The organism is Chitinophaga sp. (assembly GCF_019236475.1).
Taxonomy (GTDB): domain Bacteria; phylum Bacteroidota; class Bacteroidia; order Chitinophagales; family Chitinophagaceae; genus Chitinophaga.
This window is the reverse complement of the sequence record NZ_JAFAIX010000012.1, coordinates 741,086-759,484: the sequence shown is the minus strand read 5'-3', so window position 1 is coordinate 759,484 and position 18,399 is coordinate 741,086. Positions and strand designations below refer to the sequence as shown.

Below are 18,399 nucleotides of genomic sequence, written 5' to 3'. Positions count from 1 at the left end.
AAACCTTTCGAAATTAGATATCGAATTTCCACTTAATTTATCATGACACAAGTTCTTTAGAAAAATATTTTTTAGATAGTTGTTTTTTTAAAGAAAAAGTATTTTCTTGCAAGTGTTAACTATTGAAAGAATCCGTATTACCTCAACTTCAACCAATACTTTCAAGAGCGATGAAAAAACTATTTGATAATTCCATAAAATGTTCATAGCATTTTAACCCGTGTATCTAAATTAAATGCTCTTAATAGAGTTTATAATTTTGATAACTCCCTATTTGTCTTATTATTTTAATCAAAGGTTATTAGGTACATGTGACTATCAGAAGGCACACGTAAATCTGTATCCCTTGTTCTATCTACGTTTTACAAGCACTGTATAATAATGTCAATTGCACAGCAATTGAGGTACCTCTTGTATTATCAGCATATGTAAGACACCACATCTACTGATGTGATTTGTTATCCTGTATGTCCACTAGTTCAAAAAAGAGAGCATGAACAAAATTGTCGCTATTCTTTTCTTCATCTTTATTTGTAGTACGATCCATGCTCAAAACAAGATTGTTGGGAAGGTACAGGATACCAAACAATATCCAATAATAAATGCCTTTATATTAGTATACCAAACATCAGCACAACCTCCCATGTTGCAATTACAAACAGATACTGCAGGTAAATTCCAACTGGAAGCACCTTTGCTAAATACATGGTATATTAAAATAGCTGCCTATGGTTATAAAGATACGACGATTGTCTTCAATGAGCAGTTGTCTAAATCAACCAAACCATTGCTGGTAACATTGGCAGATGGAGCAAAAACTTTACAGGGAATTACGGTCAACGGCAACAAACCATTAATTACACAAAAAATAGACAGACTAGTATTCAATGTTGAAAACAGTATTAGTGCCGCTGGTAGCGATGCATGGGAAACGCTGAAAAAGACGCCGGGTGTAACTGTTGGAAATGGAAGCATTGCTTTAATTGGGAAAAGTAGTGTGCAGGTAATGATCAATGATAAATTGGTACAACTTTCAGGAGAAGACTTGATGAATTATCTCAGATCTTTTTCTGCTGATGAAATAGCTCAAATAGAGATCATAACAACACCTCCAGCCAAATATGATGCAGCAGGCAATTCCGGCATTATCAATATTAAAATGAAAAAGCGCCACCAGCAAGGAGTACAAGGGAGTGTTAGAACTGCTTATGAACAACAAAGCTATGCCAGGTTTTCAGGTGGTGGTAATATCAATTATGGGTATGATAGATGGAACATATATGGTAATGTAAACTATGCCAAAGGGTCCAGAAGCGCTGATGAAAATATTTCCAGCGATTATCCTGGTCTTGCGCGGAAGGAAAGCTCCACCCGCAGAGACTATAGTAACAGCCTGCTCTATACTGCTGGAATGGATTACGAGTTAAGTAAGAGGGCTGTTATCGGCATACAATATACCGGAGGACAAACGAAGCCTGATATCCGCGAGAATAACATGGTGCTGTTTTATCGGGGTAACGATCATATAGGATTGGACTCCACATCAGCAACTTCCGCATATAGCCATCGCCTAGCTCACTTGAATACGATTAACCTGAACTATGAATGGAAAATAGATTCATCAGGAAGAAAGCTGAATGCAGATGTAAACTATTTTGGAATTGGGACCAGCAAAGAACGCAATGCCATTACCAATAATTTTTTTGACAATCAGCAGCCGACCGGCTTCTATGAACAGCCAAGAACCAACGCAGACTTAAAGATTGATATCTTCTCTTCCCGGCTGGACTTAGATTGGCCAACAAAATGGGCTAATCTGACCTTCGGAGGAAAAGTAACAACAGCCAAAAATGAAAGTGAGAATATACAAGCCTACAAAATAGCCGATGCATATGTGGAAGATAAAGACAAATCAAACCAATTTGTGTATAAGGAACAAGTACAGGCTTTATATGCAAGTGGTGAAAAAGAGTTCGGTAAGATTTCGCTACAAGCTGGATTGAGGGGAGAGTTTACCCAAACAAATGCTACCTCCATTAAGCTTGCTCAACAAAACAAGAATAACTATTTCAATCTGTTTCCTACGGCCTATGCGCAGTACAGCTTCAATGAAGCAAATCAGGTAAACATAAATTATAGCAGACGAATAGATCGGCCAGGATACACGCAGCTAGACCCATTTCGTTGGTATACTACCCCTAAAAGCTATTCGGAAGGTAATCCTTTTCTACAACCATCTTACAGCAGTAATGTGGAACTAAACTACATGCTGCATTCTAAATATACTTTCGGTGCGTATTATCAACATGTAAGCAATATATCAGCACAAGCAGCATACTTTGACACCGTTTCACAAGTACGCTACTTTAAAATTGACAACATAGGGGAATCACGTAATGTGGGAGTAATGGTTAGCGCCTCCTTAAAATTGACTAAATGGTGGGAGTCTACCAACCAGATACATGGTTACTATAGCACTTTCATCACATCTTACTATGGAGGGGAATCTATACAGTATGATAATCTCTCCTTTTATGCAGAAACTAATAACAGCTTTATACTGAATAAGCACCGGACCCTCCTCGCGGAAGTCAGATATACTTATCAGTACCGGCAGCAGGTGGATTTTTCAGTTTCCCAGCCAACCCAAAATCTAAGTGCGGGAATAAAATTACAACTACTTAAAAACAGACTATTGCTAGCGCTCAATGGAAACGACATTTTAGCCACTAACAAAGTCAGGTCCGTAAATAAATTTCTACCAATCAGTATTAACAACTATTACGACGATCGTAATGTCAGATTGTCTGTTACTTACCGATGGAAAAGTAAAACCGCAAAAGAACAACGTCAACGCTCAACTGGTATCGAGGAAGAAAAGAAACGCACTAATCAGTAACTAAAAATATTAACATAGCGCTTCGCAAGTGGCCATAGCAAATTGCTGTGTTGGTTGTCCTATGGACATTCCATAGCGTTCAATAATAGCATCATAACGTAAAACTGTTGCACATTCCTAAAAATTCACAATTGTTAAAAAATGAAAAACGAAAAATTAATCGCAGCCCTGAAAAAAGTTAACCAGGAAGCAGAAAACAACAATGAACAAGCAAACAACATCGATTTTGTGAATAAAGATATGGCAAACTCTTTAAGAGGTGGTGCTGTAGTAGCTACCACTAAAGGAGGCTGCTCTTGCAACGGTACTTTCAGCTGTGGCTGGTATTAATCTTTGCCTGGTCAACCATTACACATCGTAGTGGTTGACCTTTTTATTCATCCAAAAATACCCGGATATGAATTATCGTTTATCCAATTACCTGATAATTACCGATATTATTGACGAAGGAGAAGTAGAATCCGATAATTCTCATCGCATTGTATATGCCACACGATCAGGTATGGTGCTGAGAATGAAAGACAGTATGCTGAGAGCCCTTAAAGAAGGACATTTTCATGATATAGATCATCAACAAATGATAGATCTTATGCATTTAGGTGTTATCGTACCCTCTCAAGAAGATGAGTTTGATGTACTTCTCCAACAGAATGTCCATATGGTGAAGGCGGAAAAAGATCTTAACATTACCATCCAACCAACCGCCAACTGCCAGTTGGGTTGCCATTATTGCGGGCAGCAACACAGTAAGCATACTATCGCAGATGATGTAATACAGAAAGTCCTCCATCGCATTGATAACAAAATGATCAGTGGTAAATATGAATCTATTTCTGTTCAATGGTATGGTGGAGAACCGTTAATGGCCTACAATCAAATTGTAAGTACCAGTAAGCAATTGATTGAAAAAGCCGCTGAAAAGGGAATTACCTATTATGCTAATATGATCACCAACGGATTAAGTTTCAAGAAAAATGTTTTTCTTAAACTGGTAACTGAATGTAAGATAACTGACTTTCAGATTACGTTGGATGGTACAGCCATATCCCATGATAAAAGAAGAATAACCAAAACAGGAGAAAGTACATTTGATATTATCTTCAGTAATATACTAGACGCCATCAATACACCGGAATATGATACGCATGACGTGGGTATTGTGCTCCGAATGAATATTGACAAAACCAATGAGGCATATATCAATGACCTGATTGATATGCTTGCGGAACATGGTTTTCACAAGAAAAAGGTAAAACTTGACTTTGTTCCTATCGTTAACTGGGGAGATAAAACATCCGGAACAGACGATGGATTGGATAAAGATTCCTTCGCCATACAGGAAATAGACTGGATGATGTATGCCATGGAAAAAGGGTTTAAGCATAATAAATTCGTTCCTGGCCGCTATTATGCTCCTTGCATGGTGGTAAAGGATGACTCAGAAGTATATGATGCTTATGGCAATATTTATCCTTGTTATGAATTCCCCTATACACCTAGATTCGAAAATGATAATTATCGCATCGGTAATGTAGCGTTCCCAGAAGAAACTTACAACAAGGACGCCATTACCCGTAACTGGAATACCGATATTAAAACAGGTATCTCCTTTTGTCCCTCCTGCAAACTATTCCCTGTATGTGGAGGAGGTTGTCCCAAACAATGGTATAGCAAGGAAATCGCCTGCCCTTCATTCAAACACAACATTGAAGATAGACTGGTATTGGAGTATCTAGCCAATAAAGACGGGAAAAATATTTTTGATGTGTTACAAAAAACCAGTTGAAAATGATAGCTATAAAAGATACCCTGCACAAAGTTAAGCACCTAATGGAAGTTGAAATTCCAGGCGACAAGCGGATTCACAGCACTCCCCACATCTTTCATGAGGTAATGGAATACTGTAGATCATATGCTACTCCTCAGGAAATGATGGATATGCGCTTCCATTTTGTACAATATGAGAAATGTCTGGATGCTGCCAGAGGAAAAGATTTACAGTTATCTCAATACTGGCTAGACTATGTTGCCACCTATCCGCTGGAGATAGGCGAAGTAGGGAAAATGGGAATCGGTATTCTCGAATATCCTACGAAAGCCTTTCATGCATATGCTTCCAGGGACTATAGTGCCGCTACAGCACATATGAAAACCAGTTTGGAGGTACTTGACAGCTTTTACCAACACGGATTTATTGCAGCCGGGAAAGCAAAGCTGGAACAAACACTCAACCTCTACAAGGTTTACATGAAAGGCGGAGATTTTACAAATGCTATCAGCACAGCCACTCATCTGCTAAACTTTGTTTGCTGTAACAGGCAGAATGAAGGATTTCAGCAGAACATGGAAATAATGTTCAAGGATAATCCTGTGGGGTGGGCACATAGTATTAAATGGTATTCTGATAAGGTTATTAAAGAATTGCTATATATCGATGCTAGTACTCAGCGTAAAATAATCAGCGCACTTGTTGATAAAGTAGACCTCAGTGCATGTTCCACTCCTTCATTAGTAGGTGCATGGAAAATGCTGGCAGCTTATAATGATGCGCCATCTGCATTCATCGCTGCATTCATTGACTGCCCTGAATTTGACAGATTGGCTATTTCTATTCAGTACCTGCTTTTACAGAGGCTTTCAACGATAGTAGCCGAATTGAATCCCGAAGCATATGGGACATTAACAGATTATCTGGATAGTTACTATAAACAGTTCCCTGCCCATCTCATTACCAAGGGGCAGGAGGTGGCCGCTTAGAGCCATTCCGCATACTTTTTCTAAAATATATTTCCTGATATTGTCTTAATAACGAGTTTTGAAATGGGGAAGATAAGTTGTACCATACAACATGATTCAATGGACTGTGCGCCAAGCTGTTTAAAAATGGTTGCCGCGTATCATGGTAAGGAGTATGACCTGGAATATTTAAGGCAGATATCATTCCTGAATCGTGAGGGAGTAAGTCTGCTAAGTCTCAGCGAAGCTGCTGAAAAAATAGGCTTCCAGACCATAATGGTAAGAGCTACGCCAGAAAAGCTGGCAGATGACTTTCCGTTACCATGTATATTACACTGGAACCAGAATCACTTCGTCGTCTTAGACAAGGTTAAACAGAACAAATATTTTTTTTCAAAGAGCACTTCCGAAAATACGTCTTACATTATCGCTGATCCGGCACATGGCATTGTTACCTTGGATAAAGGCAATTTCCTGAAAAGCTGGATCAGCAGTGGAGATCAGAAGGGAACGGCTTTATTGATGGAACCTACTCCCGAATTCTATACCAATAAGGAAGTTAAATCAAATAAGAAAGGATTCCTCTTTCTTTTTAACTACCTGAAACCTCATAAAAAATACCTCACTCAGCTCCTGATTGGTATGTTGGGTACCAGCGCTATATCGTTGGTTTTACCATTTCTAACGCAAATCCTTGTAGATGATGGGGTATCGAATAGAAATACAGGCATTATCTACCTGATATTTTTATCTCAACTCTTTCTTTTTCTCGGTAGTACCGCTATCGATATGATACAAAGCTGGTTGTTACTGCATGTTAACTTACGTATCAGTCTTAGCATTATATCCGATTTCCTATCTAAATTATTACAACTACCCATCCGATATTTTGATACAAGAGCAATAGGTGATATTTCACAACGAATAAATGATCATCATCGTATTGAATCGTTCCTGACAGGAACTACCCTTCAATCTCTTTTTTCCCTGATTAATATTATTGTATTTACCGCAGTTCTAGGTTTTTACGATATCAAACTATTAATGCTGTTCCTCCTGATGAGTATGGCCGCCGTTGCCTGGATATTTATCTTCCAAAATAAACGGCGACAACTTGACTATAAACGGTTTGCTCAGAATAAGGATAATCAGGACAAATTATATGAGATGATTTCTGGTATGCAGGAAATCAAATTATATGGCAGTGAGAAAGTAAACCGATGGGAATGGGAACACCTCCAGGTAAAGCTATTTAAACTGAATATCCAAAGCCTGGCACTGGAACAATATCAAAAAACAGGGTTCTTCTTTCTTTCCCATCTGAAAAATATCCTGATCTCCTATATCGCAGCTACTGCTGTGGTGAATGGGGAACTCTCCCTCGGTGTATTGTTGAGCATTTCCTACATTATCGGACAAACAAATAGTCCGCTGGAACAACTCGTTTCATTTGTCAAAGCATCACAGGATGCCCGACTCAGTATGGACCGCATCCAGGAAATACAAAACCAACCACAGGAAGATAGTCACCTGCTGAATGAAGCTTCATCTATCCCACAAGCAGCCGCTGTTAAAGGCAGTATCATTTTAAAAGATGTTAGCTTTCAGTATGAGGGACCCAATTCTCCATTTGTATTAAAAAACATAAACATGGAGATTCCTGAAGGAAAGATTACCGCCATTGTAGGCGCCAGTGGAAGTGGAAAAAGTACACTGATGAAATTATTGTTGAACTTCTACCAGCCGGTAGAAGGCAGTATAACGATCAATGATATTCCACTCTCTCAAACCCCATCTGAGCAATGGCGCGAGCAATGCGGTACTGTCATGCAAGATGGGTACATTTTCTCCGATACAATTGCCCGTAATATCGCCCTAGATGGTAAACCCGTGGATCATGCACGTATGCAGCACGCAGCAAGCGTAGCCAATATACAACCATTTATAGAAGGTCTTCCACTGGGTTACACTACCAAAATTGGTAACAATGGTATTGGCATAAGTGGCGGCCAACGCCAGCGTATTTTTATCGCCCGATCTGTTTATAAAAACCCCAGTTATCTTTTTTTCGATGAGGCCACCAGCAGCCTGGATGCCAATAATGAAAGTATCATCGTCAAACAGTTGAATGAATTCTTTAAAGATAAAACAGTCGTAATTGTTGCACATCGATTAAGTACAGTCAGAAATGCAGACCAGATCATCGTATTAAATGATGGTCAAATCGTAGAAACCGGTAACCATGACACATTGGTGGCTAAACGAAACTATTATTATGAACTGGTCAAAAATCAACTTGAGTTAGGAAATTAAACCTGTTGTCATGCCTATAGAGAAAAATCTTCCAATGTATGAGCTAAGAAGCCAGGAGGTAACTGAGATGCTGGATAAGCCTCCACGGAAGCATGTCATGTGGGGAAATACCTTTATTATTTTGCTTGTAATAGCAGGAATCTGGGGCCTCTCTACAAGGAAATTACCAGTTGTCTATTATACAACGGTAGAAGTCAGACCACATCAACATGCTGCTACCGAACCAGATAATTACTCACTGGAACTCATATTGAAACAGCCACAAATGAAGCCATTCATTTTTCCAGTATCAGCACAGTTACAACCTGCTGCTACCGATAATGGAATGACAAAACAAATAAACGTCACTATCGAGGCTGCCAAAATGGAGACTTCCAACAATACCCAAATATTATATGTCTCGCTACCACCAAAAGATATACCGACAGCCAATGCTGTATTGAATAAACTGGTAACACTACGAGTAGAGACAGGAAAAATAAGTATCTGGGAGAAGTTTACCAATAACAAGAAGAATCTGATACCTTAATCTGCATCATAATAGTAAATATGAGTATGATATTTCTTTCCGCACAGCCTGATGATTATTTCTTTCTCTGGCAACTGGAATTACAGTTATTAAATTTCTCGCAAAAAGGTATTGCGCCGGAACAGATTCATGTTCTGATAGGATATCATCCCAAACGCGGACTGCGTGAAGAGTTCAGGATATTAATAGAAGAAAACAAAAGAGCCACATTTTATTGCTACCCCGATAATCGGATGGCTAATAGATATGTATCCTCTATTCGGCCTCACTTAATTAAACAACATTTTGCCGCACACCCCGAACTGTCAGACGTCCCGATTTTCTATCATGATTCAGATATTGTTTTTAGAGAAATGCCGGCATTTGAAGAAATGTTGCAGGACAACTGCTGGTATGTATCTGACACGCGTGCTTACCTGGATGTATCCTACATTGAAAAAACAGCAGGGGCTGAAATGGTATCCAGGATGTGTGATGTAATAGGGATAGATGAAGATATCGTAAGAAAAAATGATCCACATACAGGTGGTGCACAATATCTGTTGAAGAATACATCGTATGAGTTCTGGAATAAAGTAGAACAAGATGCAGAAGCATTATACGCTTTACTCACCGATGATTTCGCAAAGAAGGCAGAACAGCATTTTATTAATACCAATCAGCCTAGAAATACCTATGAAGGAATACAGGCCTGGTGTGCAGACATGTGGGCTGTATTATGGAATGCATGGCTATCTGGTCATTCTACTGCTATTGTAAAAGAACTGGATTTTGCATGGCCCCAATACGATCTTGCTGCCTGGGAGAATTTTAAAATACTACACTATGCCGGTATCAGAAAAAATTTCCCCGGCGCCTTTTTCTGCAAAGAAAATTACCTGTTATATCCACCCTACTATGATGAAGGGCTCGAGCTGCTGGACAAAAATCGTTGTGGGTATATGATGGTAGATCTCATTGCACAGTTAGTAGAGGAAAAAAAACAGCATCGCATAGATCTTCGAGATGTCACGTTTCTGTTAGCAGTACGCATGGACTCCGATGATAGAAAAGGAAATCTTAAATCCGTAGTTACCTGGCTCAATAAGTATTTTGACACCAACATAAGTATACTGGAAGCGGATGCTACCAGCCAATTATCAGACTGGAACCTGCCAGGCAATTGCGAGTATACTTTCATAGAAGATCATAATCCCGTATTTCACAGGACCCGATATCATAACATCCTTATCAAGAAAGCGAAAACGCAAGTTATATCTCTCTATGATGCTGATATTGTACTCGATACGAAACAAATTATAGCTGCTGTTGAGAGTATACGATCCAACGAAGCAGATTGCATTTTACCATATAATGGAGAATTTCTAAGCTCTGATATGTTGTTTCGCAATATGTTCTCCAAGCTCCTGGACCACCAACTTTTCCTTTACAACAATGGAAAGCAAACATCTGGAATAAAAAGGGCTGTTGGCGGGGTCATCTTTCTAAAAAGAGAAGCATATATAGCCGCTGGAATGGAGAATGAATATATAAGCAGTTGGGGCCCGGACGATAAAGAGCGAATTAAAAGATTGACTATTCTGGGGTATAGATATAAGCGGCTGGATGGTCCGGGGTATCATCTACATCATAAAAGAGGTCAGAATTCAACATTTGAAAACGAAGAGATACGCATACAGTTCATGCTGGAATACCTCAAAATCTGCAATATGAGGAAGCCGGAATTGCAGGAGTATATAAAAACATGGAATTGGACGAAACAGCCAGTTATTAATCACATTGTAAATCATTAATCTGATGGAAACAGTTAAAACAGATTTTGTAGATGCTATACTGGAATTACTGGAACGGGAAGTGAAACCTATCGCCGATTATGGCCTGTATAAAGGAAATATGGGTATGGTACTCGTTTATCATTTGGTCCAGAAATGCTACCCTTCCACGCATATTGAAAAAAATGCAGAAATATTATTGGATAGTGTCGCTGAACAACTTACGGAGATTAGAGGTATTAATTATGCAAGTGGTAGGGCTGGTATAGGTTGGGCAATAGAATGGATGGCGCAGCACCAACTATTGGAAGTTAATACAGACGATTTATTACAGGGTATCGATGACGTAATATACCGGGAAGTGATTTATGCAGAAGATAAGTCCTTTACGCTGGCGAATGGATCACTCGGAAAGCTTGTTTTTTTTCTCAAGCGTTATAAAAGTGTGAACTTCCAAACACACCGTTTAAGAAATATTTGCCACCAGGAATGCCTAGTATTCCTTACTGATGAAATAAAAATGAAGTTGCTGGATGGGAAAAATCCACGATTGAAAGCAACTGATTTAAGCCAGGAAGAATTATCAGATTTGGCAATGGTAGTCATTACAATGACAAAAGTTCAAACTGCCTGTATAAACCTTAATTTGGTGGATAACTGTATTGAAGAAACAATGGCATTTATACTCCAGTTACTTAAGGAAAGGACTACCTGCTCCACTTTGGCTGAAAGTATTTGCTTATTGAAATTAGCATATACTGTTGTTTATACTGGCCAACAGCAACATTTTTCTCACTGGAGAAATTTGGGCGCAACATATGTACAACAACTTTTAGCGCAAATTGACGAGGAAAAGGCAACAAATACAGAACGTGTTCAGCTTGCACTGCTATACAGCTTATTGTATATTAATACCGAAGATGTTATCTACCTCCATAAAAGAGCTGCTATTGTTGAAGGTATCATGTTAGAAGAGTTACCCTTTGAATTAAAAAATGGTTTGGGGATACTCACCATTGCTTTTTTGGCAACAGAGCATCCTCATGCCGCTCCTTGGGAAGAGCTCTTGTTAATCTAATAGTATGATTACTAAATTATTATACCTAAAAACAATCTGTTATGTACATTGTTAGGTACATTAAAAAAGGCTTTCAGCGTCATCGCGCTAAAAGCCTTTCTAGTAGGGTGCTCCCAACAGGGCATGATCCTGTGACCCCCTGATTATGAGTCAGGTGCTCTAACCAACTGAGCTATAGGAGCTGTTCCGAAGAACGCAAATCCCCTTCTTTCGAGGGGAGGGCAAAATTAATTATTTTATTCAATTAACCTAAAAATATTTTGTATGGTATAACTCAAACGCCTACACTTTAAGAAAATCCGCTTTCTTTGCAGTAAAGGAGACTATATGCAGGGAATAAAAAATATCATTTTTGACCTCGGCGGGGTAATTCTGAATATCGATTATCAAAAAACGAATGATGCTTTTGTAGCATTGGGAGTGGCTAATTTCCATGAATTATACAGTCAGTTCAAGGGTTCACACCTGTTCGACAACCTGGAAACAGGGCATATTTCTACGGAAGAATTCCTCCAAGAAATGCACAAACACCTACCAGCAGGCGTGACAGATCAACAGATTATAGACGCCTGGTGCGCGATGCTGCTGGATTTCCCGTTGCAAAGACTCCAACTCTTACAGCAGTTAAGGCAACAATATAACCTGTATCTACTCAGTAATACCAACGCTATTCACCTTGAAAGATTCAATCAAATATTGATGGAAACCAGGGGAATTCCTTCCCTCGCGGCGTTTTTCGATAAGGCATACTATTCCCATGAAATGGGCTTACGTAAGCCGGGTACGGAAATTTACGAAGTAGTATTACAGGAAAATGGATTGAAAGCAGGAGAGACGGTGTTTATAGATGATACCCTTCCTAATATTGAGGCAGCGAAGAAAGTGGGATTACATACCATCCACCTATTACCACCTAAAACGATTCTGGATATTTTCAGGCCGATGGCCGTATAAAAAAGAAAACCTCACGGGCTCCGTGAGGTTTTTTATTTAATCTCTTCAAAATCGATGTAGTCGCCCTTGTCTACTTTTGGGGCTGGTCGGGAAGCCGGTGGCTCTTGTGCCGGACTGTTTCCCTGCTGTGAGCCTTGTTGCTGCTCATATTGCTGACGCATATGCTCCTGCATATCCGCCATCTGTTTCCGCACTACCTTGGTAGATCTGTAAACCGGAATGATGAAATCAAATATCAGCTTATACAGAAACCAGGCAAGAATTAAATATAATAATGTCTTCAGCATAATGGACAAAGGTAGCAGATAATCTACTCCAACCTCCATTTTATATTGTCATTTTAAGGTTTCTTTAACTTCTAACAGACACTACAAATGGCGATTAATGACAATATAAAAATAAAGGAGCCTTATCTCCCTGGGAAATTAATAGTTAAATAAAATAAATAGTGGTACAATGAAAATAAAATCCTAATTTTGCGTAGGAAAAATGATTCAAACGAAGGGGACGAGATATCGGCCCCTTCGCGCTTTTTGTATGGCAAACGAACACGTGATAACAGCTATCCGGGAACTAGCAGAAGGCTTGCTGGCTAACGATCCCGATAATTTTCTGGTTGAAATCAGAATTAAGCCCACTAATAATGTAAAGCTCTTTTTAGACGGAGATAAAGGCGTACCAGTGGATAAACTGGTATCTTTTAACCGCGCCCTCTACCCATTGCTGGAAGAAGCCGCAATATTTCCTGATAACGACTTTTCACTGGAAGTTTCTTCTCCTGGTCTGGAAGAGCCACTCAAACTGCACAGACAATATTTGAAAAATATTGGCCGTAAAGTGGAAGTAACCCTGCTGGATGGCAGCAGTAAAGAAGGTACGCTGCAAACGGTTACAGAGGAAGGAATAACGATCGAAGAGGTGTTTGGTAAGAAAAAAGAGAAAAAATCAACCGACATAAAATTTGTTGAAATCAAGCATACGAAAGTGTGCATCGTGTTTTAAAATATAATAAATAAACATGGCTAGTATTAACCTGATTGAGTCATTCAGCGAGTTTAAGGAGGCGGAAAACATTGACCGCCCAACGTTGATGAAGGTTTTGGAAGATGTTTTCAAAACGTTGCTGAGGAAAAAGTATGGCTCTGATGAGAACTTTGACGTCATTGTAAATACCGAAAAAGGAGACCTTGAAATATTACGCCGCCGCCTGGTTGTAGCAGACGGTGAAGTGGAGGACGAAAATGCACAAATCGCTTATTCTGAAGCAATTGGCATTGAAAAAGACCTGGAAATCGGGGAAGACCTCTACGAAGAAGTGGAAATTCTAGACTTCGGACGCCGCGCAATCCTCGCAGCAAAACAAACGCTGTCTGCCCGCATCGGCGACCTCAAAAAGAATATTCTCGTAAAGAAATATGCTGATAAAGCTGGTGAAATTGTAACCGGCGAAGTATACCAGGTTTGGAAAAAAGAAGTTTTATTGCTTGATGATGAAGGGAATGAATTAATTTTGCCAAAAGCCGAACAAATCCCCACTGATTATTTCAAGAAAGGGGAAAACGTTAGAGCGGTGGTGAAAAAAGTGGAAATGAAGAATAATGCCCCACTCATCATTCTTTCCCGTACACATCCATCCTTCCTGGCTAAATTGCTCGAAATTGAAGTCCCTGAGATCTTTGATGGCCTCATCGTTATTAAGAAAATCGTTCGCGAACCTGGTGAAAGAGCCAAAGTAGCAGTAGAATCTTATGACGACCGCATCGACCCGGTTGGCGCCTGCGTGGGTATGAAAGGTAGCCGTATCCATGGTATCGTTCGTGAACTGAGAAACGAAAATATCGATATCATTAACTTTACAGCTAATATCCAACTGCTGATTCAACGCTCGTTAACACCTGCAAGAATCAGCCGAATGGAAGTTGATAACGAAAATAAATATGCCTCCGTTTACCTCGCTCCGGATCAAGTATCCCTCGCTATCGGTAAAAAAGGCGTAAATATTAAACTCGCCTGCGAACTCACCGGATACGAAATCGATGTGTTCCGTGATGAACAACAGGAACAAGCCGAATTTGATATCGATCTGGAAGAATTCTCCGACGAAATCGAAGAATGGATCATAGATGAACTGAAGCGCATAGGTTGTGATACTGCCCGCAGCGTATTGGAGCTGACAACAGAAGAACTGGTTCGCCGTTCTGATCTGGAAGAAGAGACAGTGCAGGATATAAGAAGAATATTGCAGGAAGAGTTTGACAAAGAATAAAGCCCAGCCAGAACCCTTCCCAGGTAAAGGGCTTATTAGAAGGGGAATTGGATTTTTCGAGTTATTGTTTAAACGTAAAAAAACAACCCGTTTAGAAGAAACGGGAAACAGGGGAGGCCCGAAATACGATATGCCTGAAACAACAAACAACACACCACGATTGCTTGCCGCAGCCAAAGAGTTTAATATTGGTAAAGAAACCCTCATAGACTATCTTTCCAATAAAGGCTTCGACATGGGTGGCTTTGGTTCGCCAAATGCCCGCCTCACGGCTGTTATGTACCAAGCGCTGCAGTCGGAATTCCAACAGGATAAGGCCAATAAACGCAAAAGCGACCAAATTGCCCTGCCTAAAGGAAGCGTGTTAGATACGAAGAAGAAAGAGAAGGAGAAAGAAAAAGAGGAAGCGGAAGCTGCGGCTAAAAAGAACACTTCTAAAGAAGAAAAAGAGATTTCTGCTCCAGTAGCAGAAGCTCCTAAAGCAGAACCTAAACCTGAACCCGCCAAGGAAACTCCTGCCGCGGCACCTCAGGCTACAGCGCCTGTAAACCCTCCGGCCAAGGAAAAAGAAAAAATAGAACCTCCCGTTGCACCACCTCCCCCTGTGGCGGAAGCTCCTAAAACTCAGGCGCCACCGCCTGCCGAACCGGAAGTGGTTAAAACCGAAGCGCCTAAAATTAACGGCCCTCGCGTCATCACTACTATTGATCTCGATGCCGTTAACCGTGCTGGTAAAAAACCTGCTCCTCCTAAAGAACAGCCTAAACCAGAAGCTCCGGTAACTCCCGCCGAACAGCCGAAAGAACAACCGGCTCCGGCACCTCCTGCAGCAGAGAAAAAACCAGAGGCTCCTGTAGCTCCAGTGGAAAAACCACAAGCTCCCGCCGCCCCTGAAAAAGTTACTCCGCCTGTAGTAACCAAACCTGAGCAACCAGCAGCTAAAGCGCCTGAAGCGCCTTCTGCTCCAGCTCAACCTGAGAAATCAGCTAAAACAGAAAAAACCGATACGACAGATAAAACGGAAAAAGCCGCACCGGTTGAAGATAAACCTGTAGTTAACAAAGTGGAAGAAGTATTACAAGAGGCAAAACCGGCTGCAGCAATTAAGGATACAGCCATCCCCGTTAAACAACCTGTTAAGGAGGATGCTAAATCCAACGATAACATCCAGGCTCCCGCAGCTCAACAAACTCAAAATGAGGAACAAGCCGGCGCCGTTATCGAAAATATCCAGGCCGAGAAATTAACCGGCCCTAAAGTAATCGGTAAAATCGAACTGCCAGTGCAATCTGACAGAAGAGATAACAATAAATCTAACTTCAACAGAGATCGCGACGAAAAACGGAAACGTAAGCGCATCATCGTTGAAAAGAAACCTGAACCTATCCAGCCGCGCGATTTCAAAGATGGCGAACAACGCAAAGAAGGTTCCGGCGAACGCCCACACCACGATCGCCCTCATCACGATCGCGGCGGCCAACATCAAAACCGCCAAGGCGGCCAACATGGTGGCGGCGGTCAACACGGCAATCGCCAAGGTGGCGGTCAAGGCCAACACGGAGATAACCGTAACCAACACAACCGCCAAGGTGGTGGCCAAGGCCAACAAGGCCAAAACCGTCAAGGTGGACAAGGTGGTCAACACGGTGGTAACCGTCAAGGCGGCCAACACGGCGGAAATCGCCCAGGCGGCCACGGCCCTAACCAAAACAGACAAGGCGGCGGCAACTTTAACCGTCCAGGCCAAGACAGATTTAACCGTCATGGGGCTGGTAACCGCGGCCCAGACAACCGTACTCCTGAAGAAAAGGAAATCGATAAAAACGAAATCCAGAATAAAATCAAGGAAACAATGGCCAAACTGTCTGGTGGCAGAGGTGGCAACAAAATGAAGGCTAAACACCGCCGTGAAAAACGCGAGGAAAGAGCCAACATTAGAGCAAATGAAGGCGCAGAAAATAGTAAACTCCAGGTAACCGAGTTCATCTCCGTGAGCGAACTGGCCAACCTGATGGATGTTAGCTTCGCCGAAGTTATCTCTAAATGTATGGGCCTCGGTATCATGGTTTCCATCAACCAACGCCTCGATGCGGAAGTTATCGAACTCGTTTCAGGCGAATTTGGTTACGAAGTGGAATTCATTGGCCTTGATGCAGTTGAAGAAAATGAAGAAGAGGAAATCGCAGACGCTCCAGAAGACCTGGAACCACGCGCTCCTATCGTAACTATCATGGGTCACGTTGACCACGGTAAAACTTCATTGCTCGACTATATCCGTAACGCAAACGTTGTGGCGGGTGAAGCCGGCGGTATTACCCAGCACATCGGTGCTTATCAGGTAACTACCAGCGGTGGTAAAAAAATCACCTTCCTCGATACCCCAGGTCACGAAGCATTTACTGCGATGCGTGCCCGTGGTGCGAAAGCCGCCGATATCGCGGTAATCGTAATCGCTGCGGATGATGCAATCATGCCTCAGACTAAGGAAGCAATCTCCCACTCTCAGGCAGCAGGACTCCCAATGGTATTCGCTATCAACAAAGTGGATAAAGACGGAGCAAATCCTGAAAAAATTAAAGAACAATTGGCTGGTATGAACCTCCTGGTAGAAGACTGGGGCGGTAAATATCAAAGCCAGGAAATATCCGCTAAAAGCGGTCTGAACATCGACGTTCTCCTGGAGAAACTCCTCCTGGAAGCAGAACTGCTGGAACTGAAAGCCAACCCTAATCGCGAAGGCTCCGGTTCTATCGTGGAAGCTTCCCTGGATAAAGGTCGTGGTTACGTTGCTTCCCTCCTGGTACAAAACGGTACGCTCCGTCAAGGTGATACCATCGTATCCGGTTCTTACTACGGTAAGATCAAAGCAATGTTCAACGAACGTGGCCAGAAAATGGAAGAAGCCGGCCCATCCATGCCTGTACAGGTACTGGGTCTGAACGGCGCTCCTCAGGCAGGTGAGAAATTCAAAATGTACGAAAACGAATCTGAAGCAAAAGAAGTGGCTAACCGCAGAGCTCAGATCGTTCGCGAACAAGGTATCCGTACCAAGAAACATATCACCCTCGATGAAATCGGTCGCCGTCTGGCACTGGGTAACTTTAAACAGCTCAACCTCATCCTCAAAGCCGACTTTGACGGTTCCGTGGAAGCGCTGTCCGATTCCCTCCAGAAACTTTCTACAGAAGAGATCGTTGTTAGTATCGTACACAAAGCAGTGGGTCAGATTACCGAATCCGACGTACTCCTCGCTACCGCATCTGACGCGATCATCCTCGGGTTCCAGGTTCGTCCTTCCGCCCAGGCTGCTAAACTCGCTGAGAAAGAAAACATCGAGATCCGTAACTACTCCATCATCTATGACGCTATCGAAGAAATTAAGAGCGCCATGGAAGGGATGCTGGAACCAAAAATCGAAAAGAAAGTGGTGTGCAACGTCGAAGTACGCGAAACCTACAAATTCGACAAGGTTACAGTGGCTGGTTGCTTCGTACTCGATGGCAAGTTAGCAAGAAACACCCGCGTAAACCTCGTTCGCGACGGTATCGTAGTATACACCGGAGACCTCGGTTCCCTGAAACGTTATAAAGATGACGTGAAAGAAGTAGCCGCCAACATGGAGTGCGGTCTAAGTATCCGTAATTACAACGACCTCCGCCCAGGCGATATCGTGGAAGGTTTCGAAGAAGTAGAAGTGAAGAGAACTTTATAAGAGCTCATCCTAATATGCTTAAATGCAGCGGAGTATCCCTTCGCTGCATTTTTTTTGATCCTGTCATCCTTTTTCCCGGGCTAATCTAAACTTTTGTTAAATCCGTCGAAATTTAGTAGTGGTCTGACTTTTATTTGGTT

General features: G+C 41.6%; 13 protein-coding genes and 1 tRNA gene. 12 read left to right on the top strand and 2 right to left on the bottom strand.

The window, feature by feature from the left end:
- Nucleotides 1-493: 493 nt before the first annotated feature.
- From JO154_RS19335 to JO154_RS19300, 8 genes are all read left to right on the top strand, one after another.
- On the top strand, nucleotides 494-2,899 hold the full coding sequence (locus JO154_RS19335; protein WP_291948558.1) for an outer membrane beta-barrel family protein: 2,406 nt from the start codon (nucleotides 494-496) through the stop codon (nucleotides 2,897-2,899).
- A gap of 141 nt (nucleotides 2,900-3,040) precedes the next feature.
- A complete protein-coding gene (locus JO154_RS19330; protein WP_291948556.1) occupies nucleotides 3,041-3,229 on the top strand; it encodes a hypothetical protein in 189 nt (62 codons plus the stop codon).
- Nucleotides 3,230-3,296: 67 nt separating this feature from the next.
- A complete protein-coding gene (locus JO154_RS19325; protein ID WP_291948554.1) occupies nucleotides 3,297-4,685 on the top strand; it encodes a radical SAM protein in 1,389 nt (462 codons plus the stop codon).
- Between the two features lie 2 nt (nucleotides 4,686-4,687).
- Nucleotides 4,688-5,656 (top strand): hypothetical protein, encoded by a 969-nt coding sequence (locus tag JO154_RS19320; protein WP_291948552.1) that lies wholly within the window; start codon nucleotides 4,688-4,690, stop codon nucleotides 5,654-5,656.
- A gap of 63 nt (nucleotides 5,657-5,719) precedes the next feature.
- Nucleotides 5,720-7,948, top strand: a complete 2,229-nt coding sequence (locus JO154_RS19315) for a peptidase domain-containing ABC transporter (protein WP_291948550.1) — start codon at nucleotides 5,720-5,722, stop codon at nucleotides 7,946-7,948.
- Nucleotides 7,949-7,958: 10 nt separating this feature from the next.
- Entirely contained in the window at nucleotides 7,959-8,477 is a 519-nt protein-coding gene (locus JO154_RS19310; protein WP_291948548.1) for a hypothetical protein, read from the top strand.
- A 20-nt stretch (nucleotides 8,478-8,497) separates the two neighbouring features.
- Nucleotides 8,498-10,270 carry a galactosyltransferase-related protein gene (locus tag JO154_RS19305; protein ID WP_291948546.1) on the top strand — a complete coding sequence of 591 codons (1,773 nt, stop codon included), beginning with the start codon at nucleotides 8,498-8,500 and terminating at the stop codon, nucleotides 10,268-10,270.
- A gap of 4 nt (nucleotides 10,271-10,274) precedes the next feature.
- Entirely contained in the window at nucleotides 10,275-11,327 is a 1,053-nt protein-coding gene (locus tag JO154_RS19300; protein ID WP_291948544.1) for a lanthionine synthetase LanC family protein, read from the top strand.
- A 108-nt stretch (nucleotides 11,328-11,435) separates the two neighbouring features.
- Here JO154_RS19300 and JO154_RS19295 read toward each other — a convergent pair.
- A tRNA-Ile gene (locus JO154_RS19295) sits at nucleotides 11,436-11,509 on the bottom strand.
- 145 nt (nucleotides 11,510-11,654) lie between these two features.
- Here JO154_RS19295 and JO154_RS19290 point away from each other — a divergent pair.
- Nucleotides 11,655-12,281 carry an HAD family phosphatase gene (locus JO154_RS19290; RefSeq protein WP_291948541.1) on the top strand — a complete coding sequence of 209 codons (627 nt, stop codon included), beginning with the start codon at nucleotides 11,655-11,657 and terminating at the stop codon, nucleotides 12,279-12,281.
- A gap of 32 nt (nucleotides 12,282-12,313) precedes the next feature.
- Here JO154_RS19290 and JO154_RS19285 read toward each other — a convergent pair whose 3' ends face one another.
- Nucleotides 12,314-12,607 (bottom strand): DUF4834 family protein, encoded by a 294-nt coding sequence (locus JO154_RS19285; RefSeq protein ID WP_291948539.1) that lies wholly within the window; start codon nucleotides 12,605-12,607, stop codon nucleotides 12,314-12,316.
- A 211-nt stretch (nucleotides 12,608-12,818) separates the two neighbouring features.
- Here JO154_RS19285 and JO154_RS19280 point away from each other — a divergent pair, with 211 nt between their 5' ends.
- Genes JO154_RS19280 through infB form a run of 3 tightly spaced genes read left to right on the top strand, consistent with a single transcriptional unit; the run spans nucleotide 12,819 to nucleotide 18,259 of the window.
- Nucleotides 12,819-13,283 carry a ribosome maturation factor gene (locus JO154_RS19280; protein ID WP_291948537.1) on the top strand — a complete coding sequence of 155 codons (465 nt, stop codon included), beginning with the start codon at nucleotides 12,819-12,821 and terminating at the stop codon, nucleotides 13,281-13,283.
- A gap of 16 nt (nucleotides 13,284-13,299) precedes the next feature.
- The gene (nusA, locus tag JO154_RS19275; RefSeq protein ID WP_291948535.1) at nucleotides 13,300-14,547 is read left to right on the top strand and encodes a transcription termination factor NusA; all 1,248 of its coding nucleotides are present in this window, start codon (nucleotides 13,300-13,302) and stop codon (nucleotides 14,545-14,547) included.
- Nucleotides 14,534-18,259: a translation initiation factor IF-2 gene (gene infB, locus JO154_RS19270; protein WP_291948533.1), complete on the top strand. Its 3,726-nt coding sequence runs from the start codon at nucleotides 14,534-14,536 to the stop codon at nucleotides 18,257-18,259. Before nusA ends, infB begins: the two co-directional genes overlap by 14 nt.
- Nucleotides 18,260-18,399 lie beyond the last annotated feature (140 nt).